Origin of the sequence: Faecalibacillus sp. (genome assembly GCF_047023275.1) — a bacterium.
In the GTDB taxonomy this organism is placed as follows: Bacteria; Bacillota_I; Bacilli_A; order Erysipelotrichales; family Coprobacillaceae; genus Faecalibacillus.
The window spans coordinates 1-24,465 of sequence record NZ_JBKYAR010000013.1 but is presented as its reverse complement, the minus strand read 5'-3'; the positions used below and the strand labels follow the sequence as shown (position 1 = coordinate 24,465).

The window sequence follows — 24,465 nt, the reverse complement described above, 5'->3', positions numbered from 1 at the left end:
CTTACATCATTAGCACTTCTATTTAGTGAAACTGAATGTGGTTGCCATGTTATGGAAACAATTAAAGAAAAAATGTAAGATATTGAAATACTTTTGTATTTCGTGTATAATGCAAATAAATCGTTGAAAAAGATCAGTACTATATAGAGTATTTTAGAGAGAACATGGTGGGTGAAAATGTTTATAGGATATATAGGAAAGCTACTTTGGAGAGTAATTAATGATTACCGTATAACTGCGTTAAAGTTTAATTAAGGGCATGTATTTTTACATGAACTAGGATGGTACCGCGATAAAGTCGTTCCTAGATAAGGACGACTTTTTATATTGTCAAAAAAGGAGAAAAGAAATGAAACAATTAACAGGAAATCAAGTAAGACAAATGTTCTTGGATTATTTCAAATCTAAAGGACATATGATCGAACCAGGTGCATCACTTATTCCTCATAACGATCCAACTTTATTATGGATCAATGCAGGGGTTGCTGCACTAAAAAAATATTTTGATGGTAGTGAAAAACCAGCATGTAATCGTATTGCGAATGCACAAAAATCAATTCGTACAAACGATATTGAAAATGTTGGTAAAACAGCAAGACATCATACATTCTTTGAAATGCTAGGTAACTTCTCAATTGGAGATTATTTTAAAGAAGAAGCAATTCCATTTGCATGGGAATTTTTAACAAGTCCAGAATGGATTGGTTTTGATAAAGAAAAATTATATGTTACTGTTTATACAGATGATGAAGATGCTTACCGTATTTGGACAGAAGTATGTCATGTAGATCCAAGTCATATTTTAAAAACATATGAAAACTTCTGGGAAATTGGAGAAGGTCCAGGTGGTCCTGACTCAGAAATTTTCTATGACCGTGGAGAAAAATATGATCCTGAAGGTTTAGGAGAAAAATTATTCTTCGAAGAAATGGAAAATGATCGTTATATTGAAGTATGGAACGTTGTTTTCTCTCAATATGATTGTAATCCAGCTATTGATCGTAAAGAATATAAAGAACTTCCACAAAAAAATATTGATACTGGTATGGGACTTGAAAGATTAGTAAGTATTATTCAAGGTGGAGAAACAAACTTTGATACTGATTTATTCTTACCAATTATTCATGCTACTGAAAAGTTAGCAAATGTTTCTTATGAAGAAAACAAAATGGCTTACCGTGTTATTGCTGACCACATTCGTACAGTTACTTTTGCCTTAGCTGATGGAGCAATGTTCGATAATGCTGGTAGAGGATATGTTTTAAGACGTATTTTAAGACGTGCTATTCGTTATGGTAAACAAATTGGTATTGAAAAAGCATTTATGTATGACTTAGTACCATTAGTTTGTGATATGATGAAAGACTTCTATGATTATTTACCAGAAAAACAAGATTTTATTTCAACAATGGTTAAAAAAGAAGAAGAAGCTTTCCATAAGACATTATTAAATGGTGAAAAATTATTAAAATCATTAATTGATAAAAATGAAAATGGAGAAATCAGTGGAAAAGATGCTTTCAAACTTTATGATACATATGGTTTCCCATTTGAATTAACATTAGAAATTGCTGAAGAATCAAATTTAACAGTTAATGAAGAAGAATTTAAAGAAGAATTAAAAATTCAACAAGAAAGATCTCGTGCATCACGTGATAACAATGAATCAATGGCAAGTCAAAAACCTGATTTAATGGCTTTTGTTGAACCTTCTACATTTGTTTATGATCCTACACCAATTCAAGGAAAAGTTATTGGTTTATTTAAAGATGGTGTTAAAACTGATGAAATCACTGATAAAGGAGAAGTTATCTTTGATACAACTCCATTTTATGCAGAAATGGGTGGACAATGTGGTGATACTGGTTCATTAGATAACGATACAACACATGCAAATGTTGTTAATACATTAAATGCGCCAAATAAACAACATATGCATTTTGTGGAAGTACAAGAAGGATCTATTCATTTAGGAGATACTTTTACTTTAACAGTTGATCAACAAAAACGTCGTCAAATCACAGCAAACCATAGTGCAACACATATTTTACAAAAAGCTTTACAAGAAACTTTAGGTGATCATATCAGCCAAGCAGGTTCTTATGTTGATGATAAAGTTTTAAGATTTGACTTTACGCATTTTGAAAAAATTTCTGTTGAATTATTAAAAGAAATTGAAGAAAAAGTAAATCAAATTGTTTTTGAAGGACGTCCAGTTGTTATTAAAAATATGACAAAAGAAGAAGCTTTAGCATCAGGAGCAATGGCTTTATTTGATGAAAAATACGGAGATGTTGTTCGTGTTGTCAACATTGGAGATTACTCTATTGAATTATGTGGTGGTTGTCATGTTTCAAACAGTTCTGAAATTGGTTTATTTAAAATCGTTAGTGAAGAATCTGTAGGTAGTGGAATTAGACGTATTGTGGCACAAAGTGGTTTAGCTGCTTATAATGCAATGGTTCATGAAAAAGAAACAGTAGATACAATTGCTGCAACATTAAATCTTAAAAATAGAAAAGATGTTGTAAACAAAGTAGAAGCATTAAAAGAAGATTTAAAAGAAGCAAAAGCAGAAGTTGAACAATTATCAGCTAAATTAAATGCGATTCAAGCTGCATCAAAAGCAAATGATGTTGAAGAAATCAATGGTGTTAAAGTATTATATGTTGAAGAACAATTAGAAAATGCTAAGGCTAAACAATTAACATTTGACTTTAGAGATCAATTAGAAAGTGGTATTGTTGTTTTAGTTTCTAGATATGAAGAAAAATGTTCATACTTTGTTTCTGTATCAAAAGATTTAATTGGTCAATATAAAGCAGGAAATATCATTAAAGCAATCAATGAAGTTGTAGATGGTCGTGGTGGTGGAAAACCTGACTTTGCTCAAGGTGGATGTGCAATCAACGATAATATTTCTAAAATCAAAGCTGCTTTAAAAAATATTTTGTAATTTAATACGGGGTATAAGGTATAATATATATTATAGAAAAGAGGGTGAGTTAGATGGAAGATTTAACAAAAACAAGAGTATTTAGTTCAGAAGATATGCGTAGAGAAATGATACGTAGTAATCTTAAAACGGTTATTAATGCTTTAAATGAAAGAGGGTACAATGCTGTACATCAAATTGCGGGTTATCTCATATCTAATGATCCTGCATATATCTCTTCACATAAAAATGCAAGAAACATTATTCAACAAGTTGAAAGAGATGAAATTATTGAAGAATTAGTAAAATCTTATTTGGAGAAAGAATAATGAAAAAAGTATTAGGTCTTGATTTAGGGTCTAGAACTTGTGGTATTGCCATGTCAGATATTTTAGGTATGATTGCTCATGGCGTTGAAACATTTCGTTTTAAACCTGATGATTATTTAACTTGTGCTAAGCACGTTAAAGAAATCGTTGAAGAAAATGATATTGAAACAATTGTTTTAGGTTTACCAAAACATATGAATGGTGATATTGGTGAAAGAGGACAAATTTCAATTGAATTTAAAATGCAACTAGAAGAAATGATTGAAGGAATCAATGTTATTTTAATTGATGAACGATTAACAACTGTTGTTGCTGAAAATCAACTACTTTTTGCTGATGTATCAAGAAAAAAAAGAAAACAGGTAATTGATAAAATGGCAGCTGTTGCTATTTTACAAGGTTACTTAGATAGAGGATAAATTATGGATGAAAATACAATTGTTGTAACAGATGAATTAGGAAATGAAGTAGAATATGAAATTCTATTTACATTTGAAAATGATGAAAATGGACATAAATATGTTGTTTATTTTGATCCTGAAAAAGATGAACCTGAAGCACAAGCAGCAATCTTTGATGATGAAGGTGGTTTATTTCCAATTGAAACTCCTGAGGAATGGGAATTAGTTGAAGAAGTATTCCAATCTTTTGTTTCAGAAGAAGATGATGAAACTGAATATTGTGAAGGAGAAGATGAAGAGTGTAACTCATAAAAGCTAATGAAAATTAGCTTTTTCCTTTTTTAGACATCAACAGTTCATAAAAAATAATTAAAATCATAATGAGGTGAAAGAAATGGCATTTAATTTATTTGGAGGAAAAAGAAGAATTACAAAGGGTTTTTTTGCTAATTCTTTAGGAAATAAACAAACAAGAGGAATTTATACATTCCAAATTGATGTAGAAAATGGTGAATTAATATTTAAAAAATATTTTGTTACACCAACAGATCCATGGTATGCATTTAACTATGGACGTTTTTCATGTATTACTTATAGAAATAGAACAGGTTCTGTAGACGATGGAGGAATTTGTTCTTATGCAGCAACTGCAGAAACTTTAGCACTTGCTTCACGTGTAACAGATAAAGGTAAAACATATATCCATGCTTGTGCTAATGGAGATGTAGAAACTGCTGATAAAATATTTTGTGTAGATTATTTTAATAGTGAAATTTCTGTAATGGCTGTTGTTAAGAAAAAACTTGTGAAATGTATTTCACATTATAAGTTAAGTGGAAGTGGAAAAGATCCTGTTAAACAAGCTCAACCATATCCTACATATGTGGGATTTTTACCAGATGAAAATAAACTTTATGTAGTATGTTTAGGATTAGATCAAGTATGCTTCTTTGATGTTGGCGAAGATGGAACATTAACATTAGATAATGTTCATACATTACAATTAGAACCAGGATGTGGCCCTAAAAAAATGATTTTCAATCAAAAAGGTGATCGTGCTTATATCATGAATGAGTTAAATAGTACAATTTGTGTTTATAAATATGATCATTTAAAATTTGAACTTATTCAAACAATTGATAGTTATCCTAAAGATGATGATCCTGAACTAGTAAGTTCTTTAAGTGATATTAAATTCAATAGTGATGATAGTCATTTATACGCTATTAATAAAGGACATGATTCACTTGTTTTATTTGATGTTAATGAAGATGGTACACTTACATATATCGATTTTGAAGATACTTCATATGATCCAGTTGATATGCTTGTTTATAATGAAGAAGGTAATGAATGGATTGTTGTTGCTTGTCAAAAAGGTGGGATTGTTGAATCTTATCGTTTTGGTAAAGAAAAAGGTGGTCAAGTTTATGAAACAGAATATAGCTGTATGGTTAATGAACCAATTTGCTTGACACCATTTATTAATAATTTCTAAGGCAATTTATTTGCCTTTTTTCTTTGGTTGAATATCGACAAAAAATAACATATAATGATACAAGGTGAGGTCTCAATTATGGAAAAATTAAAGAAATTGAATATAAAGGTAAAAATAGCCATTGGTTGTATATTTATTCTTATTGTTTTATTTTTAGGAAGTTTTGCATTTTATCATAATGGAATTAATGCGGTTTCCTCTAAAGATAAAGAAGTTATTGTTTCAATTCCTAAAGGAAGCAGTGGAAATAATATATTACAAATCTTAAATAAAAAGGATTTATTAAAAAGTCCAATGTGTGCCAAAATATATTTGAAATTAAACAATTATGATTTTAAAAGTAATGTTTATATTTTAAATAAAAATATGGATTTAAAAGAAATTATGACAATTTTAGAAGGAAAGGATAAAGAATATATTTCCAATACAAAGATAACTGTTTTGGATGGACAAACAATCCCTGAATATGCTCGTATCATTTCTAAACAAACAGGAATTGATTATAATGAAATCATTCAAAAATGGACAGATCATACATATCTTCAAAAGTTAATTAAAAAATATTGGTTCTTAACAGATGATATTTTAAATGATGGAATCTATTATCCATTAGAAGGATATTTAGCACCAGAAACTTATTTTTTAACACAAGAAGATAACATCGAAAGTATTACAAAAATGATGTTAGATCAAACACAAAAACACTTAGAAAAATATAAAAATCAAATCACAAATTTCAAAATAAATTCACAAACATTAACGGTTCATCAATTTATGACGTTATCATCTATTGTACAAAGGGAATCACCTGTTAATGACCAAGATAGACAACTTGTTTGTGGTGTCTTAATTAATCGTTTAAATAAGCAAATGCCATTACAGTGTGATGTAACTGTTAACTATGGCAATCAAGAAGTTAAAATTGATGTTAAACATACTGATTTAAACAAAGATACAAAATATAATACATATAAATATAAAGGATTACCTGTGGGTCCTATTAGTGCTATTTCAACAGGAATTATTAAAAATGTTTTAAATTATAAAGAAAGTGAGTATTATTATTTCTTTGCTACACAAGATGGAAAAGTTTTATATGCTAAAACATATCAAGAACATCAAGCAAATGTAAATAGTAATAAATGGTATTAAAATGAAGTATTTTGATGAGATAGAAAAGAGTGCAAGGGAAAGAAATATTCCTGTAATGGAAAAAGAAGGGCTAGAATTTTTAATTCAAACTTTTAAAGAACATCAATGTCATCGTTGCCTTGAAATTGGAAGTGCTATTGGCTATTCAGCAATGATGATGGTATCTAATTTAGATGATTTTATTGTTGAAACGATAGAATTAGATAATTCACGTTATCTTGAAGCAATAAAAAATATACATGAACAACATTTAGAAAATCAAATTGAAATTCATCATGAAGATGCATTATCATTTGAAATAAATGATTTAAAATATTCAGAATTTGATTGTTTATTTATTGATGCTGCAAAAGCACAATATCAAAACTTTTTTGAAAAATATATGCCTTTAGTTAAAGAAAATGGGATTTGTATTGTTGATAATTTAGATTTTCATGGTATGATTTTTGATATTGACCATATTAAAAATAGAAATACAAAACAACTTGTAAAAAAAATTAAAAGATTTAAAGATTGGATTTTCAATCATGAAGAATATCAAGTCACTTACTATGGTGTAGGGGATGGAATATGTGTAATAAAAAGGAAGTGAAATAAGTGTCATTTATCGTTAATTTAAATAGTTTAGCTTATCTTTATGATTATCTAGATTTAGGTGTCTGTGATTTTATTGTAGGAACAGATAAATTTTCTTGTAGACAAGCTTTAACGCTTGATTATGCTCAATTAAAAGATATAAAAGAAAAATATTCACAAATACATTTATTTGTCTTAGTAAATGCATTGGTTGAACAAAAATATCTAAATGATTTAAAAAATCATTTAGATAAACTTCATGAATGTCAAATCGATGGTATTATTTTTCAAGATTTTGGAGTCTTACAAATATGTAATGAAAGAGGTTATTCATTTGAAAAAATTTATGATCCTGAAACCTTAAATACTAATCATTTAACTTTATCTGTTTTAAAAGAACAAGGGATTGATGGAGCGTTTTTAGCAAGAGAAATTCCATTAAAAGAAAAACAAATGATTGGACAAAATTGTAAATTAAAAACAATGGTTCAAGTTCATGGTGTTGAATATATGGCTTATTCGAAAAGAAAATTATTATCTAATTATAAAGAATATACACATCTTGATTTTAATGTTGATAAAAATGCTCATATTGAAATTAAAGCAAATGGTATAGATGATCATTGTCATATTTATGAGGATTTTTATGGAACACATATAACTTCAGCTAATCAAATGTGTGCTTTAGATGTATTAAATCAATTTGTTGATTTTGATTATTTATATATTGATGGTCAATATATAAATGAAACAGATTTGTTAGAAATTGTTCATCTTTATGTACAAGCACAGAATGCTATTGAAAATCAAACATATAATAAAGAATCAATAGAGTTGATGCAGTTGCTTTATCGTTTAACGCCAAGTGTACATTATTATCACAGTTTTTTATTTGATTCTACTGTTTATAAAATTTCTGATGTAAGAAAGAGAGAAGAAAATGAGAAAAGTTAGTCAAATTATTAATGGAAAAAGAGTCATTGTAAAAAAACCTGAATTACTTGCACCAGCAGGTAATTTAGAAAAATTAATAGTGGCTATTTTATATGGTGCAGATGCTGTTTTTATTGGTGGAAAAGAGTTTTCTTTACGTTCAAGTGCCTCTAACTTTTCTTTAGAGGATATTAAAGAGGCTGTATCATTTGCACATGCACACCAAGCAGCAATTCATGTGACATGTAATATTATTTTACATGAAGATAATTTAGAAGGTTTAGAAGAATATCTTTCAAAATTAGATGAAATTGGGGTAGATGCAATTATTGTAGCTGATCCTTATATTATGTCTTTAGCGAAGAAATTAAACTTAAAATTAGAAGTCCATGTTTCTACACAGCTCTCTACTATGAATACGAGTGCAATTCGTTTTTATGAAAATTTAGGTGTTGATCGTGTGGTTTTTGCTAGAGAAGTAGACTATCAAGATTTAAAAGAAGTACGAGAAAAGGTAGATATTGATCTTGAATATTTTATACATGGTGCAATGTGTATTCATTATTCTGGAAGATGCATGCTATCAAATTATTTTTCAAGAAGGGATGCTAACCGTGGTGGATGTTCACAATCATGTCGTTGGTACTATGATATTTTTGAAGATGGACAACAATTAAATCATGATGGAATTGTTCCTTTGAGTATGTCTAGTAAAGATATGTCTTTAGTTGATGAATTACCTAAACTTATTGAATTAGGAGTGGATTCTTTTAAAATAGAGGGACGTATGAAATCTTTACATTATATTGCGACTGTTGTTTCTACTTATCGTAAATTAATTGATACTTATTGTAAAGATCCTGATCATTTTGATGCTGATGGTTATCGAAAAGAAATTGAAAAAGCGGCTAATAGAGCCTTATGTACTGGTTTCTTTAAAGATTTTCCAAATAGTGAGTATCAGCTTTATAATCAAAGAGATGAACATCCTACACAAGATTTTTGTGCACGTGTTTTAAGCTATGATGCAAGTAAGAAAGAAGCTATGATTGAACAAAGAAATTATTTTAAAGTAGGAGATATGATTGAATTTTTCTCACCACACCATGAAAATATTTTAATTGAAGTTAAAGAAATATATAATGAAGATAGAGAATCAGTTGAAGTAGCAAATCATCCAATGGAAATTCTTTATTTAAAGTGTGATCAACCATTGTTTGAGTTTGATATGGGAAGGAAGGTTATTTTAAATGAAAAATAGTATTATTATTGGAATTGCTGGAGGAAGTGCTTCGGGTAAAACTTCTATTTCTAGACAAGTGTATGAATTTTTTAAAGGAAGTCATACAACATGTATTATTAAACAAGATGATTATTATAAAGATCAAAGTCATCTTTCATTTGAAGAAAGAGTGAAAACAAACTATGATCATCCTTTTGCTTTTGATAATGATTTACTTGTTGAACAATTAAAGCAATTAAAAGAAGGAAAATCAATTTCTAAACCTACATATGATTATACTCAACATACAAGAAGTGATATTGTAGAAACAATTACCCCAAGAGATGTTTATATTCTAGAGGGACTATTTGTCTTATATGATGAAAAAATTAGAGATTTATGTGATATTCTTGTTTTTGTAGATACAGATGCTGATATTCGTTTTATTCGTCGTTTAAAGAGAGATATTGAAGAAAGAGGACGTTCTATTGATTCAGTATGTAATCAATATTTAGAAACAGTAAGACCAATGCATGAACAATTTGTTGAACCTTCAAAAAAATATGCACATATCATTATTCCTGAAGGTGGAAATAACACAGTAGCGATAGACCTTTTAATTACTAAAATTTCAAGCGTCATTGATGCCAAGGAGTAAAAAATGTATTGTACAAATTGTGGTCGAAAAATTGAAAATGGTGAACGATATTGTCCTTATTGTGGAACAAAAACATTTGATGAACACGAGTTCAACCAACAAAATGCTAATTTTAATATTCCTAGACGAAGTATTCCTGTGTGTATTATTTTATCGATTATTACTTTTGGAATTTATGGCATTTATTGGCTTTATTGCCTTGCTAATGATGTTAATACTCTTACAGGAGAAGAAGAATCATCTGGTTTTAAAGTTCTTGCTTTAAGCATTATTACTTTGGGTTTATATGAACTTTATTGGCTTTATAAAGTTGGAGTGAGATTAAGTAATTTTCAAGCATATCAAGGAGAAATGGTAGATAGTTATCGTGCTCTTGTGTATTTGCTTTTAGGAATATTTGGATTAAATATTGTTGCAAGAGCGCTTATTCAAAATGATTTGAATAAATATGCAACTGATTTATAAAATAAAACTAGATATTTAAAGTGGAATATGCTATATTATTGATTACGAGGTGACTTAAAATGGATAAAGATAAAGTATTACTTACGAAATCTGGTGTAGAAAAACTTGAAGAAGAAAGAGATAATTTAATTAATGTTGAAAGACCTAGAGTCATTGAAGAATTACAATTAGCTCGTTCTCAAGGTGACTTATCAGAAAACGCTGATTATGATGCAGCTAGAGATAAACAAGCTCAAATCGAACAAAGAATTAAAGAAATTGAATACATGCTTCAAAATGCAGAAATCATTTCTGAAGAACAAATGGATTTAAATGTTGTTAAACCAGGGACAACAGTTACAATTTTAGATTTATCTTTAGATAATCCTGAAGAAGAAAAATATACAATTGTAGGTTCTTTCGAAACTGATCCTGTTAATGGTAAGATTTCAAATGAATCACCACTTGCTAAAGCACTTATTGGTCATGGAATTAATGAAATTGTGACTGTAGGGGTTGCTGAAGCATATGATGTAAAAATCGTAGATATTGAATTTACTGCATAAAACAACAATTTATTGTTGTTTTTTGTTTATATAATAAAGTAAATAGTAAATGATTAAAAGACATAATGGTTTTATAAAAAGACTAAAATGAATGTCTTTTAGATGAAATAAAAGTTGAATAAGACAATAAGTCATTGAAAGGATAAAACCGTGAATCAATGGCTTTTCTTTTATAAGTTTATAAAAGAAAAATGTAAAAATAACTAAAGTCAGATAACTAAAAAATGTAATAACTAATTGATAAACAAAAGAAGAAACATGTATAAAAGAAAAAAGAATAGTCATAATAAAACTAATAACTAAATAACTTACAATTAAAAATGCATAAGATAACAAATAGGGCATTAATTTTTTTTTCATATAAACCTCCTTAATAGAGAATATGAAAAAAATGAGTAAGTAGAACGGAGAACATATGTTTAAAATATTTATTATCAGTGTTTTTATGTATATATATTTAACAGTTTTATTAAGATTTTTTGGAAAAAAGGAGTTTAGTCAATTAAACGTCTTTGATTTTGTAGTATTTCTAGTTATTTCTGAAATTACAACAATGTCTTTAGAAACACAAGATCTATCTGTTTTAGATAGTGTGATTGCTACACTGACATTGATTATTTTAGATAGGATAGAATCATTTGTTACAATGAGATCAAAAAAATTAAGAGATTTTTTTGAAGGAAGACCTTGTTATATTATTTATAAAGGTAAAATACAATATCAAACAATGAAAAAACTTCGCTATAGTATTGATGATTTATGTCATCATTTAAGAGTAAGCGATATTGATAGTGTTTCTAAAGTAGATTTCGCTATTCTAGAAACAAATGGTTCTTTATCTGTAATTACAAAACAGGATAGTCAAACACTTTTACCAGATGCTTTAATTAGTGATGGAACAATTAATCAAGAGGCATTACAAATGTTAAAAAAAGATGTATCGTGGTTAAAAAATGAATTAAAGAAAAAACACATTTCTCATATAGAAGATGTGCTTTATTGTGTTCTAGAAAAAAACGGGCTTTACGTGATAAAGAAATAATTAACCCAGTAAAATATCTAACATCATCATAATCATAAAACCAACCATAAAACTCATTGTCCCAACATCTATTTCTTTTAAGGCATTAGCTTCAGGAATAAGTTCTTCAATACAAACAAACATCATAGCTCCAGCAGCAAAACTTAAAGCAAATGGCAAAATGCTACTAAAAAGCTGTGCAAACATGAATCCTAAAAGAGCACTGGGAATTTCTACGAGTGCGGAGTATTGACCATACATCATAGCTTTAAAACGACAAAGACCATTTTCATGTAATGGTAAAGAAATAGCAGTTCCCTCAGGAAAATTTTGAATGCCAATGCCAATAGATAAAATCAGTGCAGGAAGAAGATTTGTTTTAGCACTAGCGATAGCTATACCTACTGCTAGTCCTTCAGGAATATTGTGTAAAGTCATAGCTAGTAATAAAAGTTTATTTTTAGAAAGTGTATTAGCTGGTCCTTCTTTTTGATGAGAAATAATATGTTCATGAGGAAGATATTTATCACATAATCTTAAAAATAAACCACCAATAAAAAAAGTAATAGGAATGAAAAAAAGTAAGAGAAAATGTTCTTCAACTTGTTGTATAGCTGGTAAAAGAAGTGAAAAAAATGTTGCAGCAATCATAATCCCAGCAGCTAAACCTAAAGCAATACTGACAAGCTTTTGACTTTTGTTTTTGACGAAGTAAACAAGGCTTGAACCAAAAAAAGTCATGAGCCAATTAAAAATAGAAAGTATGAGTACAAGCAAAAAAAGTTGTAAATTTGTTAACATAAAAGACCTCCATAATACATTATGAAGGTCTCTTTTTTTTATCTAGGCTTATCTGTTAATAAAATCGTAGTCACTATCATCAATAGTTACTAAAATAGCTTTTTCAGTTAATCTTTGTTTTTTACTATCATAAGTAGGTAAAACAGTATAATTAACACGAATATTTCTTTCTACTTCTTCATCATAGGCAAAATCTGCTTGTCTAAAGAAAATAGGATCATGATCATAAACAGAAATATTACCAAATTGATTTTGTTCATTATAATAAACAACTTTACCAGATTTTCTAGTTACTAAACTGTCTAGATGAGACATAATTAAATCATACATTTCATCATAAAGTGTACTTGAATCTTTTCCTTGGTATTTTTCATCAATTGCAAGATCACATTCTTTTTGATTTTCATTACATAATGTTTTAATAAATGAATGAACAACTTTAATTAATAATTCATTTTTACTGTTTTCAATTGCTTCATTTAATCTTTGATATAAAGGAAGTTGATCAAAAGCATAACCATTTTCAAAGAATTCATATAATAAATAAGCATTTGCTTCTTTAACATTACCAACAGTAACATTTGTTTTATATAAAACTTCATAGAAGTTAACACCTTTAATACGATTATGTAAAGAAATGAATTCTCTGTTAGCTTCATCATATTCTTTTAATTCTAATAAAGCACAACCTCTATAGTATTTAATCCATTGTAATGCATTGTAATGCCATTTAAGAGGAGTAGATAATGCTTGATTTGCACATTCAACGCATGCTTTATATTGTTTAGTTTCAAATAAAGCACGTACTTTTAATCTAAAATATCTTTCTTTAAATGATTCAAATTCTCTACCTTCTTTATTTACAAAAGGTTTATCAGATAATAATTTAACATCTAGTTTATTTAGCATTTTAATCATTAAATCATAGTTGATTGGATTTTGATTTAAAGCATACTTAATAGCTCTATTGATTGCTGGTTCAACAGGAGAATATTTTTCTTGTTTACAGATATTTAAAATATCTTCTAGAATATCAAAAAATAAACTTTCTTTTTCTTTGATTTTTTCATCATCAATATTAATAAACTTATTATATAAGGCATATCCATATTGATTAATATATCCTTTTAAAGAAGGAGCCATTTGTAAAAATGTATTTCCTACTTCAATTGCATCATCATTTCTTCCGTTGTTTTTTAATAATTTAATAAAATCATTGGCTTCAAATTCATTAAAAGAACTAGCATCTTCATTGAATTTATTAAAATATCTTTCAATACTTTTTAATTCGTTTTCGTTCATAAAAATCACCTCGTACACTATTATATCATTTATTTGTTACGAATAACATAAAATGTTTTTAAAAACATTTTTTATATGCTATAATAATGCAGAAAATTAAGAGGTGAAAAAATGAGTAAACAAGTGTTTAGTACAGATTTTTACGGGAAAAATCTGACAGTAGAAGTAGGAGAATTAGCTAAACAAGCTAATGGTAGTGTTTTAGTAAGATATGATGATACAGTCATCTTATCGACAGCTGTTGCAGGGAAAGAACCAAAAAGTGTAGATTTCTTTCCACTTACAGTTACATATGAAGAAAAATTATATTCAGTAGGTAAAATTCCAGGAGGATTCTTAAAAAGAGAAGGACGTCCTAGTGAACATGGAACTTTAACTGCAAGAATGATTGATAGACCAATTCGTCCATTATTTGCAGATGGATTTAGAAATGAAGTACAAGTTGTCAATACTGTTTTATCAGTAGATCAACAAGCTTCTCCAGAAATGGCAGCAATGTTAGGGGCTTCTCTTGCATTATGTGTTTCTGATATTCCTTTCAATGGACCAATTGCTGGTGTTAATGTTGGTTTAATTGATGGTGAATTTACAATCAATGCTGGTCCAGAAGAAATGGAAAGAAGTTTAATCAACTTAGAAGTAGCTGGTACAAAAGATGCAATCAATATGGTTGAAGCAGATGCTAAAGAAGTTGATGAAGATACAATGTTAAATGCTTTAATGTTTGGACATGAAGCAATTAAGGAATTAATCGCTTTTGAAGAAAAAGTTGTTGAAGCATGTGGTAAAGAAAAAATTGAAATTCCACTATTTGAATTAGATGAAGCTTTAGTTCAAGAAATTACAGATTTATGTAATGACGAAATGGTAGCTGCAGTATCTATTCCAGGAAAACTTGAAAGATATGCTGCTATTGATGAAATCATGGATCGTGTAACAGCACAATATGATGAAAAAGAATATGCTGATGAAGAAACAAAGGATTCTGTAATGAAACAAGTAGGAATTATCTTACATGACTTAGAAAAAAATGAAGTTAGACGTTTAATTACAGAAGAAAAAATTAGACCAGATGGTCGTAAAATTGACGAAGTACGTCCATTAAATGCACAAGTTGATTTATTACCAAGAGTACATGGTTCGGCTTTATTTACTAGAGGTGAAACACAAGTTTTATCTATATGTACATTAGGAGCTATGGGAGAAGTTCAAAAAATCGATGGTTTAGGATTAGAAGATCAAAAACGTTTTATGCATCACTATAACTTCCCACCATATTCAGTTGGTGAAACAGGAAGAATGGGTGCTCCTGGTCGTCGTGAAATTGGACATGGGGCTTTAGGAGAAAGAGCTTTAGCACAAGTAATTCCTAGTGAAAAAGATTTCCCATATACAATTCGTGTTGTTTCTGAAGTATTAGAATCAAATGGATCAAGTTCACAAGCTTCAATCTGTGCATCATCAATGGCTTTAATGGCTGCTGGTGTACCAATTTCAAATCCAGTTTCTGGGGTTGCTATGGGACTTGTTAAAAAAGGTGATGATTATACAATTTTAACTGATATCCAAGGTATGGAAGACCACTTAGGAGATATGGATTTCAAAGTAGCTGGTACTAAAAATGGTATCTGTGCTTTACAAATGGATATTAAAATTGATGGTATTACAAAAGAAATCTTACAAGAAGCTTTAGCACAAGCAAAAGTAGGACGTGCTCAAATCATGGATTGTATGTTAGGAGCTATTCCTGCACCACGTGATCATTTATCTAAATATGCTCCAAAAATGCATGTTATGCATATTGATCCAGAACAAATTAGAGATGTTATTGGTCGTGGTGGAGAAACAATTAATGAAATTATTGAAAAATCAAATGATGTTAAAATTGATATTGATCAAGATGGTACAGTAGTTATTTATCATAGTGATCAAGAAGCAATTGATACAGCTGTTTCTTTAATTGAAAGAATTGTTAAAAAAGCTGAAGTTGGTGAAATCTATGATGGAATAATTGCTAGAGTAAATGATAATTATGTATTTGTTACTTTATTTGAAGGTACTGATGGTTTCTTACATATTTCTGATTGGTCTTATGAAAGAACAAGTAAAATGTCAGATGTATGTAAAGTTGGAGATGTTATCAAAGTAAAAGTTACTAAAGTAGATGATAAAGGTAAAGTCAATGTTTCAAGAAAAGCTTTACTTCCAAAACCAGTAAAAAAAGAAGAAAAAACTGAAAAAAATGAAAAATAAAATCATACTTGCAAGTAGTTCTCCAAGAAGAAAAGAGCTTTTCGATAAATATGGAATAGACTACACAGTAGATTTTGTAGAAACAGAAGAAGTGTTAGACGAAAGTTTAACACTTTTTAAAAGATTAGAAAACATTGCCTTACAAAAAGCTAAACCACTACAAATAAAATATCCAAATGATACGATTGTTTCAGCAGATACCATGGTAACTTTCCAAGATAAAATGTTAGGGAAACCTAAAAATCGTGAGGATGCAAGAAGAATGCTCAAGATGTTATCAAATCATAAACAAGTTGTGATTACGGCAGTATGTATCATTAAGAATCATCAAATTATAACATTTACAGATGACACAACAGTTATATTTAAAGAATTATCTAATCAGGAAATAGAAGACTATTTAGATACTGACGAATGGATGGGTAAAGCGGGTGCTTATGCTATCCAAGGAATTGCTTCAAAGTTTGTAGATAAAATTGATGGAGATTTAGAAAATGTCATTGGAATGCCAATGTGTAAAGTCATTAAATATTTAGAAGCTTAACGAGAAATCGTTAAGTTTTTCCTTTATTATGTTATATTTAAGTAAATAGAAAAGGTTTAAAAAAGAGTAAAAATATTATGAATAATATTGCAGAGATTGTAAGAGTAATTTTTTTGAAAAAAAATATTTTTGCTTTTTGTCTTATTTTAGAGAGAATCTTTTCTAAAGAAATATTTTATTATTTAGGAGTTGGATGTTTATTTTTTGAATCAGTATTTATGGTGGTTGTTTCTAATAAATTAGTAAAAAGAGTAAATAGCATGAAGATGAGAAATAAAATCTCATCTTTTTTATTTAAATAATAAAAAACGCTTGAGTATAGAGTAGCTCTATAGTCTACATTAAAGATGTCAGGAGGGTAAGCTGTATGAAAGTATTAGAAAATAAAGTGTTATTTCGAGATAAGTCAAAAAATTTAATTTTAATTGTAACATTGTTTATCATTTCATTATTTGAGTATGTACTTTGCATTCTCTTTAATAATTTATCGAACACTGTTTACAATGAATCAATTACTTTAACAAAATATATTGTAGCAATTACATTATTTTTGTTTGTATTTTTAGCAGTGTATATGAATATGTTTCTTATTGAAGATAGTCACTTTCAATTTGCTATTTTAATGGTTAATGGGAGAAGTTCTTTTTCGATGACAAAACAAATTATGAAGTATTATTTAATGCTTTTGTTTATCATTACTTGTGCAGGTAGTATGATGGGATATTTAGTGATTGATTTATTTTTTAAGAGAAAAATAGGAAATTGTATTTATATAAATAATAGTGATTTTTATAAATCGGTTTATTTTGTAGGTTTATTTTTTATTATTAAATCAATTTATATATTTATTTTAAATATGGGAAAATTAAGAAATATTCGCTATAAATTAATTGATTATTTAAATAAAATATCAAGGAAAGAAAATAAAGTGGGATATTTTAGTTCTTTTATTGTTGAAAAAGAAACAAAAAGATTTCCTTATATAAAAATAATACTTCTTATTTTATTATTGATGGTATTTTTTGGAGCGTTTCATTTAATCTATATAACATCAATAGACCAGATAAATTTTTTTATAGGAGTAATGGGAATACTTTTTTCTTTTATTTTAATATCAAAGATTTTAATATCATTATTATTTGATTTATTTCATAGATATTTGTTAAAAAGTAAAATAAATATGATTGTTTATAATGATTTTATAAATTTATATCAAAACTTGTTTTCTTTAATAGCTATGTTTATTATTTCTAGTTCACTTTTTGTATATTTAATTGTTATAAGTAAAGGTCAACAAAATATGATTTATATACTTTGTTACTTTATAACAATAATTTCACTTACTATGTGTTGTTATTTTAAATATTATGTCTATTTTAGTGGAAAGAAAAAACAAATAATGACTTTAAATTCGATAGGATATACATTTAAAAATATTTATAAAATTCAAAAAAGAGAATTATTATTGTTAGTAATCATGTTAATTTTTTTACCAATAATTCTTTTTATATTTATGTTTTTAAAATCTAATATAAATACTATGAAAATATTTCTATTATTTATATATGTGATAGCGCTAATACTTTTATATGTCTTTAATAGATTTTTGATTAATAATAAAATGAAGGAGATCATAGAAAATGAGCAACAATTTAATCGTAGTGAATAAAATTACAAAAGTATATGATGAAGATATATTTTTTAGAAGAGGAACAAATTATCATGTGCTAAACAAAATTGATTTTTTACTTCAAAAAGGAGACTTTGTATCAATTATGGGGCCAAGCGGGAGTGGTAAATCGACATTTTTAAATTGTATTTCTGGACTTGATAGACCAACAACGGGAAAAGTATTACTCTTTGGAAAGAATTTAACAGAAATAAATGATGAAGAAATTGCTTATTTAAGGAGTCATGAGATTGGTTTTGTTTTTCAAAATCATAATCTTATTGAAAACTTAACGATATATGATAATATTGCGACACCACTTATTCTAAATGAAGAAAATAATGACTTGATTAATCAACGTGTTCATGAGTATTCTAAAAAGTTAGGAATTGAACATTTGTTAGGGAAAAAGCCATTAGAATGTTCTGGTGGTGAAAGACAAAGAGCAGCCATTGCACGAGCAATTGTCAGTCAACCGCAAGTTCTTATATGTGATGAACCAACAGGAAATCTAGATAGTAAAAATTCTCATGAAGTTTTGAAAATATTTAAAGAATTAAATAATGAAGGAACATCTATTGTTTTAGTAACTCATGATAGTGCAATAGCAAGTTATGCCAATAAGTTTTTATATTTAAGAGATGGTCAAATGCAAACACAACTTATAAAAAATAAAACGGATCAAAAATCTTTTTATGAAGAAATTAATAGAATTACAGAAAAAGATATTTTATTCAGTATGTTTTCAAACATTGAAGGAAAAAGTAATATAGAAGATGATATAAAAAGAGATGATAGTCAAATTTCAAATGAATCAATAGATAATGATGTTGAAGTAATCAACGTAGATAATTCCAAAAATAAAACAAGAGAAAATGTGTATGTTGTGTTCAAAGATAAAAAACTTACTCTTGAACAAAGAAAATGCAGATTATTAAATTTTGAAGATAAATATTTAGAATATGAAAGTGTAACTCATCATAATGTGAGAATTTATTATAAAGATATTAAAAATATAAAATTATTTTTAAGTGCTACATATCGTCAATTAGGTTTTTTTAGTGAATATATGTATTATGTCAATATTGATATAATATTAGAAAATGATCAATATGAGCTTAGATTAGAAAATATTGATGATGTTTCACCATTATTTGATATGTTTATAAAAGAAAATATTAATATAGATGATCCAGCAGATATCATAGGAATATATGCAAATCATAAAGTGGATTTAGATAGACATCGTTACATTCAACGAAATTATAAGAAGTTTTGTAAAATGTATGGTTTTAAATAAATTTTATATTGAAATAGTAAAGAATACTTAAATAGTTTATAATAGTAGCGAAAGGGTGATGGATATGAAGAAAATACCAACAGGAATAAAAAGTTTTAGTAAGCTTAGGGAAGAAAATTACTACTTTGTTGATAAAACATTAATGATTAAAGATTTTTTAGAAAGAGGATCAGAAGTAACACTTGTTACAAGACCTAGAAGATTTGGTAAAACAATCAATATGTCGATGATGTCAGAATTCTTTGATATTACGAAAGATTCTAAAGAAATCTTTAAAGGTACGAAAATCATGGACACACCTTATGCAAGTAAAATAAACCAATATCCAACCATCTTTATCTCTTTTGCAGATGCAAAAGAAAATAAAGAAACAATCGTTATGTATATAAAAACACAATTACAAAATGAATATATACGCTATCATTTTATATTTAATCAATTAAATGAATTAGAGCAAAATGATTATTTATATATTCTAGATGGATTAAAGAATAAGAATAATGGTATTCTTAATGATGTGGATAACGCCATTATATTTTTAATGCGTTGTTTAAAGAGATACTATGGAAAAGATGTTATGTTGTTTATTGATGAATATGATACACCTTTTATAGAAGCAAAAACTGGAAATTTTTATCAAGAGCTCAAGGGAAGTCTAGCAACCTTACTTAGAAGTTCACTTAAAAATTCAGAAGCTTTAAAATACGCCTTTATTACAGGAATACAAAGAGTAGCTAAAGAAAATATCTTCAGTGATTTAAATAATCTTGTTGTTTGTGATGTAACTGATCAACGTTATGCTGCTTATTTTGGTTTTGACAGTGATGAAACAAAAAAATTACTAGAATACTATGGATTACAGTTAAATGATGAAGTCAAAGAGATGTACGATGGCTATCACATAAGCAATCGAGATATCTATAATCCATGGTCATTATTAAATTATGTTGATACAAAAGAATTGACATCTTACTGGGTCAATACCAGTGCCAATACGATGATTAAAGATGGTATTAAGAAATCATCTCGTGATTTTAAGGAACAATATAAGGAATTAATTGAAAATGGATATTTAGATACAGAAGTGAATTTACAAACAAGTTTTTATGAAGTCGAAAGTACACCAACACTATGGGGATTATTTGTCAATGCTGGTTATCTTACAGTTGATCAAGTCATTGATTTAATGGATAGTTATTATCGAATTAGAATACCAAATGAAGAAGTAAAAAAAGAATTTAAGAATATTACAGACTATTATCTTTCTTTAGAAGATGGACAACTTAATCGCTTAATGCGTTATTTAAGATATGAACAAGCTGATAAGTTTATAAAAGAGTATAAAGATATTTTAATGATACCAAGTTATCATGATTTAGAAAAAGAAAACAGTTATCATATGATGATGCTAGGAATGTGTCTATGTTTAGATAAAGATTATGAAATTATTTCTAATAGAGAAGTAGGAAAAGGCAGAGATGATCTAATCTTAAAAGCAAAAGATGAAAAGAGAACATCATTTGTTTTAGAATTCAAATATCTAAGAGAAGATAAAAAAGAACTTGAAAAAGCATTAGATGACCTGTCAAATAAAGCAATTCAACAAATCAAAGAGAATAAATATGATTATGGATTAAAAGGTAAAGTCATTTATATAGGACTTGCTCATCATGGTAAAGATGTAAGTATTAAATGGGAAAATAAAAGATAGTCTTATAAAGCTCGTTTTATACGAGCTTTTAATATCTTGTAGTATTTTTTAGATTACATTAAAAATAATTAGTCTTTATAGTTCGTTTTTCACAAGATTTACACATGTATAATTTATAATAATTCTTCAAGGAGACTATGATAATAAATAACTTTCACAGTTTTATATGATGTGTAGCACATGCTAAAATTTATATAAAAGATAAAAGAAAGTCTTTAAAAATGGATGGATAGATGAAAAGATATAAAATTCTTTTCTTGATCCATTTTTTTATAAAAAGTACGTAATATCAAAGGATTCCACGCTTCGTAGACATATTCTCTAGATGGAATGTTGTATCTTTTAAAGAAAGTTTTTAGTATGATAGATGTAAGGAGTTGTTTATATGGATAGTAAAAAAATTGGAAAACTAATCGCAAAGAGAAGAAAAGAAAAAGGGATGACCCAAGGAGAATTGGCAGAAAGATTATCTGTTTCTAATAAGACGATTTCTAAATGGGAAACAGGGGCAGGGTTACCTGATATTTCAGTTCTTGTTGATCTCGCAAGTGTTCTTGATATAAGTGTAGATGATTTATTAAAAGGAAAAGAAAATGAAGTTCAAAGTACTTCATATGAGAAATCTTTTTTAATAAAAAAGAAATATTATAGACAATATTTAAAGAATCATTATTTTGAAAGTAAAGTTTATTGGTTATTCAATTTGATAGGACTTATGTTTATTTTAGGGGGATTTGCTTTTTTACCGCTTCAACAATATATTCATCATTATGTTGATATTCTTGGTAAAAGTTTGATTGTTTTAGGAATAATTCTCATATTATTTCCTTTTATACAAATCTTTTTTAAAACAAGTTTTTTTAAAGAACATGAAGTCTTTTATTCATTAAAGGATAATGGAATGACCTATCAAGAAAATGGGGAATCAATCTTTTATAGTTTTCTACAATTTCAAAGAATCAATTATAAAGATTTCATACTTTTAAAGAAAGATCGAAAGATTTTATTCATTGATATCAATGATTTAGATCAATTAGAAAATGAAGTAAAAGAAACAATAATTTTAAAGAGTTCATTTTTAATTTCTTTATTTACAAGTGTTTTAGGTTGTTCATTGTTGATTTTACAACTTGGCTATTTTATAGTTTTAAAAAGATATGGATTTGAATATATTCATTCGATGAATCAAATCATATTTAATCTCATTGTTTTATGTTGTCTTATTATTAATTATTGTTTAATCAAGAAAAAGGAGATAAAAATTCAATATGTTTTAATAGGTTGTTTAGGGTTTGTTATTATTTCTATTCTTGGACTTCATTCTTTTCAAAAGATAGAAGAAGTGACATCTTTCTCACCGAATTTAAAAAATAGAGCTGTTTTAAAATATGATGATAATGACCATCGCTTAGATATTTATCATTATACCTATTTATGTTTTGCTAGAAAAAGTGATACAGTTGCTACAGAAATAAATGGTTATCATGGGAAATGGCTCACAAATGATTGTTATGTTTTTACTTATAGTAATGAAGAGAATCAAAGAAAAGTGAATGTCTCTACTTTTGGTGACCGTGGTGATGGAATCTCTTATTTTAATATTTTTCCTACATTACAAGGGGAATGGTTTAATAAAAATAATGGTGAAACAAAAACATATCTTAAAGAAAGTACTGGACAATTAACTTTAAAAATAAAGAATAAAATCCAATATTTTGACGCGGATGAAACAAAACAAAATGGGACGATTGCTTTAACTTTATCTAAGGATGAAGAAGCTCAATATATTATTGCTTTAGATGAAAACTGTATTTTAAATGAAGATAATCTTTTAGATAAAAATGGTACAATTCAAATTTATAATATTCAAAAAGATGCAAGTGTGACACTTTATTGTGGGACTTATAAAGAAGATAAAAAAGAACAAGAAGAAATTGATAAGGACGATCGAAAACAAGCTAAAGAGCTTGTCAATAAGATGGATGCCTATTTGAAAAAAGATTCAACATTGCCTGATTTTGATGATAGTGAATCTCTTTTTAAAGTTCCATCTACTTCTAATGATTTTTATGTTGTCACAAGAGATGCTTATTTTCATTCTTTAAAATTATTTAAACAAGATGGAGCACAAGAAACTGGACAAATTAAACAAATCAAAGTTTTAGCGGGAGATATTAATGATTTCTATGCTGAAATGACTTATACATCTACAATTACTTATTTAGGTGAAACGGAAACAATGGATATTACATATCATTATCGTATAAAAAAGGGAAAAGATTGTTATTTAGTAGCCTTTATTGGTTATCGCGTACCAGGAGATATCGGTCTTGTAAAATGTGATCCTGTGATTGAAAAAGATGTTTCGACAAATCAAGATTACGCATATTCTGTAGGAGGACAGTAGAAATGAGAGATAAAAAGAAATGGATCATAGGAATAAGTGCATGTGTTTTAATAATTGTTTCTGTGTTTTTTATATTTAATCAGGGAAAAAGTGATGAACAAGTTGTTACAGAGTATTTTGAACTTTTAAAAAAGAAAGATTATAAACAAATGTATCAAATGTTGAATCAAAAAACAGTTTATACACCTACACAGAAGTATTTTGTTGAAAAATATAAAGAATTTTATGAAGGAATAGATGCCAAAAATATTCAAATAAAAATTTTAGATGAACAAGATAATGTCATTGAATATTTAATCTATATTGATACTCTTGCAGGAAGAATTACTTATCGAAACAAGGTGGGTGTCAAAGATGAACAAATTCAGTTTAATAAAGAACTGATCATGGATGGTTACACTGATGGTTGTAAAATAAAAATAACAACATATAATCCTGAAAAAAGAGGACGTATTTTAGATAGAAATGGAAAAGTACTCGCTGAAGATGGAAAAGGTTATTCTGTTGGAATTGTAAAAGGAAAATTAAATGGTGAAAATGACTATGGACAAATTGCACAGTATTTAGAAACAGATGTTGAAACCATTCAAAAGAAAATGAGTGCTTCTTGGATCAATGATGATTCTTTTGTACCTATTAAAACGGTTTCTGAAGCAACTAAAAATGATCTAATCAATAAGAATATTTTAGGTATCAATGGTGTTAAAATTTCAACCGTGAGTATTCGAACTTATCCTTATGAT

The 24,465-nt window shown here is 27.6% G+C and carries 23 protein-coding genes and 1 other annotated feature; of the genes, 20 read left to right on the top strand and 3 right to left on the bottom strand.

Annotated features, from left to right (window positions below; all coding sequences use genetic code 11):
- The first annotated feature begins 114 nt into the window (after positions 1 to 114).
- Positions 115 to 309 (top strand) — a binding site (T-box leader).
- 40 nt (positions 310 to 349) lie between these two features.
- The 12 genes from alaS (at position 350) to greA (ending at position 10,714) form a co-directional block, all read left to right on the top strand.
- Positions 350 to 2,956, top strand: a complete 2,607-nt coding sequence (gene alaS, locus ACLVEP_RS05870) for an alanine--tRNA ligase (protein WP_412583506.1) — start codon at positions 350 to 352, stop codon at positions 2,954 to 2,956.
- Between the two features lie 53 nt (positions 2,957 to 3,009).
- The gene (locus ACLVEP_RS05865; protein ID WP_022001134.1) at positions 3,010 to 3,264 is read left to right on the top strand and encodes an IreB family regulatory phosphoprotein; all 255 of its coding nucleotides are present in this window, start codon (positions 3,010 to 3,012) and stop codon (positions 3,262 to 3,264) included.
- On the top strand, positions 3,264 to 3,683 hold the full coding sequence (gene ruvX / locus ACLVEP_RS05860; protein WP_412583504.1) for a Holliday junction resolvase RuvX: 420 nt from the start codon (positions 3,264 to 3,266) through the stop codon (positions 3,681 to 3,683). Before ACLVEP_RS05865 ends, ruvX begins: the two co-directional genes overlap by 1 nt.
- A gap of 3 nt (positions 3,684 to 3,686) precedes the next feature.
- Complete coding sequence (locus ACLVEP_RS05855; RefSeq protein WP_318000227.1) at positions 3,687 to 3,977, top strand: DUF1292 domain-containing protein; 291 nt, start codon at positions 3,687 to 3,689, stop codon at positions 3,975 to 3,977.
- Positions 3,978 to 4,059: 82 nt separating this feature from the next.
- The gene (locus ACLVEP_RS05850; protein ID WP_412583502.1) at positions 4,060 to 5,163 is read left to right on the top strand and encodes a beta-propeller fold lactonase family protein; all 1,104 of its coding nucleotides are present in this window, start codon (positions 4,060 to 4,062) and stop codon (positions 5,161 to 5,163) included.
- Between the two features lie 78 nt (positions 5,164 to 5,241).
- Entirely contained in the window at positions 5,242 to 6,315 is a 1,074-nt protein-coding gene (gene mltG / locus ACLVEP_RS05845; protein WP_412583500.1) for an endolytic transglycosylase MltG, read from the top strand.
- A 1-nt stretch (position 6,316) separates the two neighbouring features.
- Positions 6,317 to 6,907, top strand: coding sequence for an O-methyltransferase (locus ACLVEP_RS05840; RefSeq protein ID WP_412583498.1), 591 nt, complete (start codon positions 6,317 to 6,319; stop codon positions 6,905 to 6,907).
- 5 nt (positions 6,908 to 6,912) lie between these two features.
- Positions 6,913 to 7,845 carry a peptidase U32 family protein gene (locus tag ACLVEP_RS05835; protein ID WP_412583496.1) on the top strand — a complete coding sequence of 311 codons (933 nt, stop codon included), beginning with the start codon at positions 6,913 to 6,915 and terminating at the stop codon, positions 7,843 to 7,845.
- Positions 7,832 to 9,085: a peptidase U32 family protein gene (locus tag ACLVEP_RS05830; protein WP_412583494.1), complete on the top strand. Its 1,254-nt coding sequence runs from the start codon at positions 7,832 to 7,834 to the stop codon at positions 9,083 to 9,085. Before ACLVEP_RS05835 ends, ACLVEP_RS05830 begins: the two co-directional genes overlap by 14 nt.
- A complete protein-coding gene (udk, locus tag ACLVEP_RS05825; protein ID WP_318000221.1) occupies positions 9,075 to 9,704 on the top strand; it encodes a uridine kinase in 630 nt (209 codons plus the stop codon). Before ACLVEP_RS05830 ends, udk begins: the two co-directional genes overlap by 11 nt.
- 3 nt (positions 9,705 to 9,707) lie before the next feature.
- Positions 9,708 to 10,169, top strand: a complete 462-nt coding sequence (locus tag ACLVEP_RS05820; RefSeq protein WP_412583492.1) for a DUF4234 domain-containing protein — start codon at positions 9,708 to 9,710, stop codon at positions 10,167 to 10,169.
- Between the two features lie 59 nt (positions 10,170 to 10,228).
- A complete protein-coding gene (gene greA, locus ACLVEP_RS05815) occupies positions 10,229 to 10,714 on the top strand; it encodes a transcription elongation factor GreA (RefSeq protein WP_412583490.1) in 486 nt (161 codons plus the stop codon).
- Between the two features lie 9 nt (positions 10,715 to 10,723).
- On the opposite strand, the gene ACLVEP_RS05810 is transcribed toward greA, so the two are convergent.
- Complete coding sequence (locus tag ACLVEP_RS05810) at positions 10,724 to 11,074, bottom strand: hypothetical protein (protein WP_412583488.1); 351 nt, start codon at positions 11,072 to 11,074, stop codon at positions 10,724 to 10,726.
- Between the two features lie 55 nt (positions 11,075 to 11,129).
- Between ACLVEP_RS05810 and ACLVEP_RS05805 the strand changes: the two genes are divergently transcribed.
- The gene (locus tag ACLVEP_RS05805; protein ID WP_412583486.1) at positions 11,130 to 11,756 is read left to right on the top strand and encodes a DUF421 domain-containing protein; all 627 of its coding nucleotides are present in this window, start codon (positions 11,130 to 11,132) and stop codon (positions 11,754 to 11,756) included.
- Here ACLVEP_RS05805 and ACLVEP_RS05800 read toward each other — a convergent pair whose 3' ends face one another.
- Positions 11,757 to 12,536, bottom strand: coding sequence for a ZIP family metal transporter (locus tag ACLVEP_RS05800; RefSeq protein WP_412583484.1), 780 nt, complete (start codon positions 12,534 to 12,536; stop codon positions 11,757 to 11,759).
- Positions 12,537 to 12,584: 48 nt separating this feature from the next.
- Positions 12,585 to 13,838 carry a hypothetical protein gene (locus ACLVEP_RS05795; RefSeq protein WP_412583482.1) on the bottom strand — a complete coding sequence of 418 codons (1,254 nt, stop codon included), beginning with the start codon at positions 13,836 to 13,838 and terminating at the stop codon, positions 12,585 to 12,587.
- 111 nt (positions 13,839 to 13,949) lie between these two features.
- Here ACLVEP_RS05795 and pnp point away from each other — a divergent pair, with 111 nt between their 5' ends.
- The 7 genes from pnp to ACLVEP_RS05760 all read left to right on the top strand — a co-directional run.
- Entirely contained in the window at positions 13,950 to 16,091 is a 2,142-nt protein-coding gene (pnp, locus tag ACLVEP_RS05790; protein WP_412583480.1) for a polyribonucleotide nucleotidyltransferase, read from the top strand.
- Positions 16,081 to 16,635, top strand: a complete 555-nt coding sequence (locus ACLVEP_RS05785; protein ID WP_412583479.1) for a Maf family protein — start codon at positions 16,081 to 16,083, stop codon at positions 16,633 to 16,635. The genes pnp and ACLVEP_RS05785 overlap by 11 nt, the downstream gene beginning before the upstream one ends.
- Before the next feature lie 367 nt (positions 16,636 to 17,002).
- Positions 17,003 to 18,304: a hypothetical protein gene (locus ACLVEP_RS05780; protein ID WP_412583477.1), complete on the top strand. Its 1,302-nt coding sequence runs from the start codon at positions 17,003 to 17,005 to the stop codon at positions 18,302 to 18,304.
- Positions 18,276 to 19,604 carry an ABC transporter ATP-binding protein gene (locus ACLVEP_RS05775; protein ID WP_412583475.1) on the top strand — a complete coding sequence of 443 codons (1,329 nt, stop codon included), beginning with the start codon at positions 18,276 to 18,278 and terminating at the stop codon, positions 19,602 to 19,604. Before ACLVEP_RS05780 ends, ACLVEP_RS05775 begins: the two co-directional genes overlap by 29 nt.
- 64 nt (positions 19,605 to 19,668) lie before the next feature.
- Positions 19,669 to 21,315, top strand: a complete 1,647-nt coding sequence (locus tag ACLVEP_RS05770; RefSeq protein ID WP_412583473.1) for an AAA family ATPase — start codon at positions 19,669 to 19,671, stop codon at positions 21,313 to 21,315.
- A 385-nt stretch (positions 21,316 to 21,700) separates the two neighbouring features.
- A complete protein-coding gene (locus ACLVEP_RS05765; protein ID WP_412583472.1) occupies positions 21,701 to 23,722 on the top strand; it encodes a helix-turn-helix domain-containing protein in 2,022 nt (673 codons plus the stop codon).
- Positions 23,723 to 23,724: 2 nt separating this feature from the next.
- Positions 23,725 to 24,465, top strand: a 741-nt coding sequence (locus ACLVEP_RS05760) for an NTF2-like N-terminal transpeptidase domain-containing protein (protein ID WP_412583471.1), incomplete at its 3' end; no start/stop codon positions are given.

Bases quoted from the DNA above. Each gene is read 5' to 3' on its own strand.
- greA (WP_412583490.1), top strand. From the start codon at position 10,229: ATGGATAAAGATAAAGTATTACTTACGAAATCTGGTGTAGAAAAACTT.
- ruvX (WP_412583504.1), top strand. From the start codon at position 3,264: ATGAAAAAAGTATTAGGTCTTGATTTAGGGTCTAGAACTTGTGGTATT.
- ACLVEP_RS05780 (WP_412583477.1), top strand. From the start codon at position 17,003: ATGAAAGTATTAGAAAATAAAGTGTTATTTCGAGATAAGTCAAAAAAT.
- ACLVEP_RS05840 (WP_412583498.1), top strand. From the start codon at position 6,317: ATGAAGTATTTTGATGAGATAGAAAAGAGTGCAAGGGAAAGAAATATT.
- ACLVEP_RS05805 (WP_412583486.1), top strand. From the start codon at position 11,130: ATGTTTAAAATATTTATTATCAGTGTTTTTATGTATATATATTTAACA.
- ACLVEP_RS05775 (WP_412583475.1), top strand. From the start codon at position 18,276: ATGAGCAACAATTTAATCGTAGTGAATAAAATTACAAAAGTATATGAT.
- ACLVEP_RS05795 (WP_412583482.1), bottom strand. From the start codon at position 13,838: ATGAACGAAAACGAATTAAAAAGTATTGAAAGATATTTTAATAAATTC.
- ACLVEP_RS05850 (WP_412583502.1), top strand. From the start codon at position 4,060: ATGGCATTTAATTTATTTGGAGGAAAAAGAAGAATTACAAAGGGTTTT.
- ACLVEP_RS05765 (WP_412583472.1), top strand. From the start codon at position 21,701: ATGGATAGTAAAAAAATTGGAAAACTAATCGCAAAGAGAAGAAAAGAA.
- ACLVEP_RS05865 (WP_022001134.1), top strand. From the start codon at position 3,010: ATGGAAGATTTAACAAAAACAAGAGTATTTAGTTCAGAAGATATGCGT.
- ACLVEP_RS05820 (WP_412583492.1), top strand. From the start codon at position 9,708: ATGTATTGTACAAATTGTGGTCGAAAAATTGAAAATGGTGAACGATAT.
- ACLVEP_RS05785 (WP_412583479.1), top strand. From the start codon at position 16,081: ATGAAAAATAAAATCATACTTGCAAGTAGTTCTCCAAGAAGAAAAGAG.
- pnp (WP_412583480.1), top strand. From the start codon at position 13,950: ATGAGTAAACAAGTGTTTAGTACAGATTTTTACGGGAAAAATCTGACA.
- udk (WP_318000221.1), top strand. From the start codon at position 9,075: ATGAAAAATAGTATTATTATTGGAATTGCTGGAGGAAGTGCTTCGGGT.
- ACLVEP_RS05855 (WP_318000227.1), top strand. From the start codon at position 3,687: ATGGATGAAAATACAATTGTTGTAACAGATGAATTAGGAAATGAAGTA.
- alaS (WP_412583506.1), top strand. From the start codon at position 350: ATGAAACAATTAACAGGAAATCAAGTAAGACAAATGTTCTTGGATTAT.
- ACLVEP_RS05830 (WP_412583494.1), top strand. From the start codon at position 7,832: ATGAGAAAAGTTAGTCAAATTATTAATGGAAAAAGAGTCATTGTAAAA.
- ACLVEP_RS05810 (WP_412583488.1), bottom strand. From the start codon at position 11,074: ATGAAAAAAAAATTAATGCCCTATTTGTTATCTTATGCATTTTTAATT.
- ACLVEP_RS05800 (WP_412583484.1), bottom strand. From the start codon at position 12,536: ATGTTAACAAATTTACAACTTTTTTTGCTTGTACTCATACTTTCTATT.
- ACLVEP_RS05770 (WP_412583473.1), top strand. From the start codon at position 19,669: ATGAAGAAAATACCAACAGGAATAAAAAGTTTTAGTAAGCTTAGGGAA.
- mltG (WP_412583500.1), top strand. From the start codon at position 5,242: ATGGAAAAATTAAAGAAATTGAATATAAAGGTAAAAATAGCCATTGGT.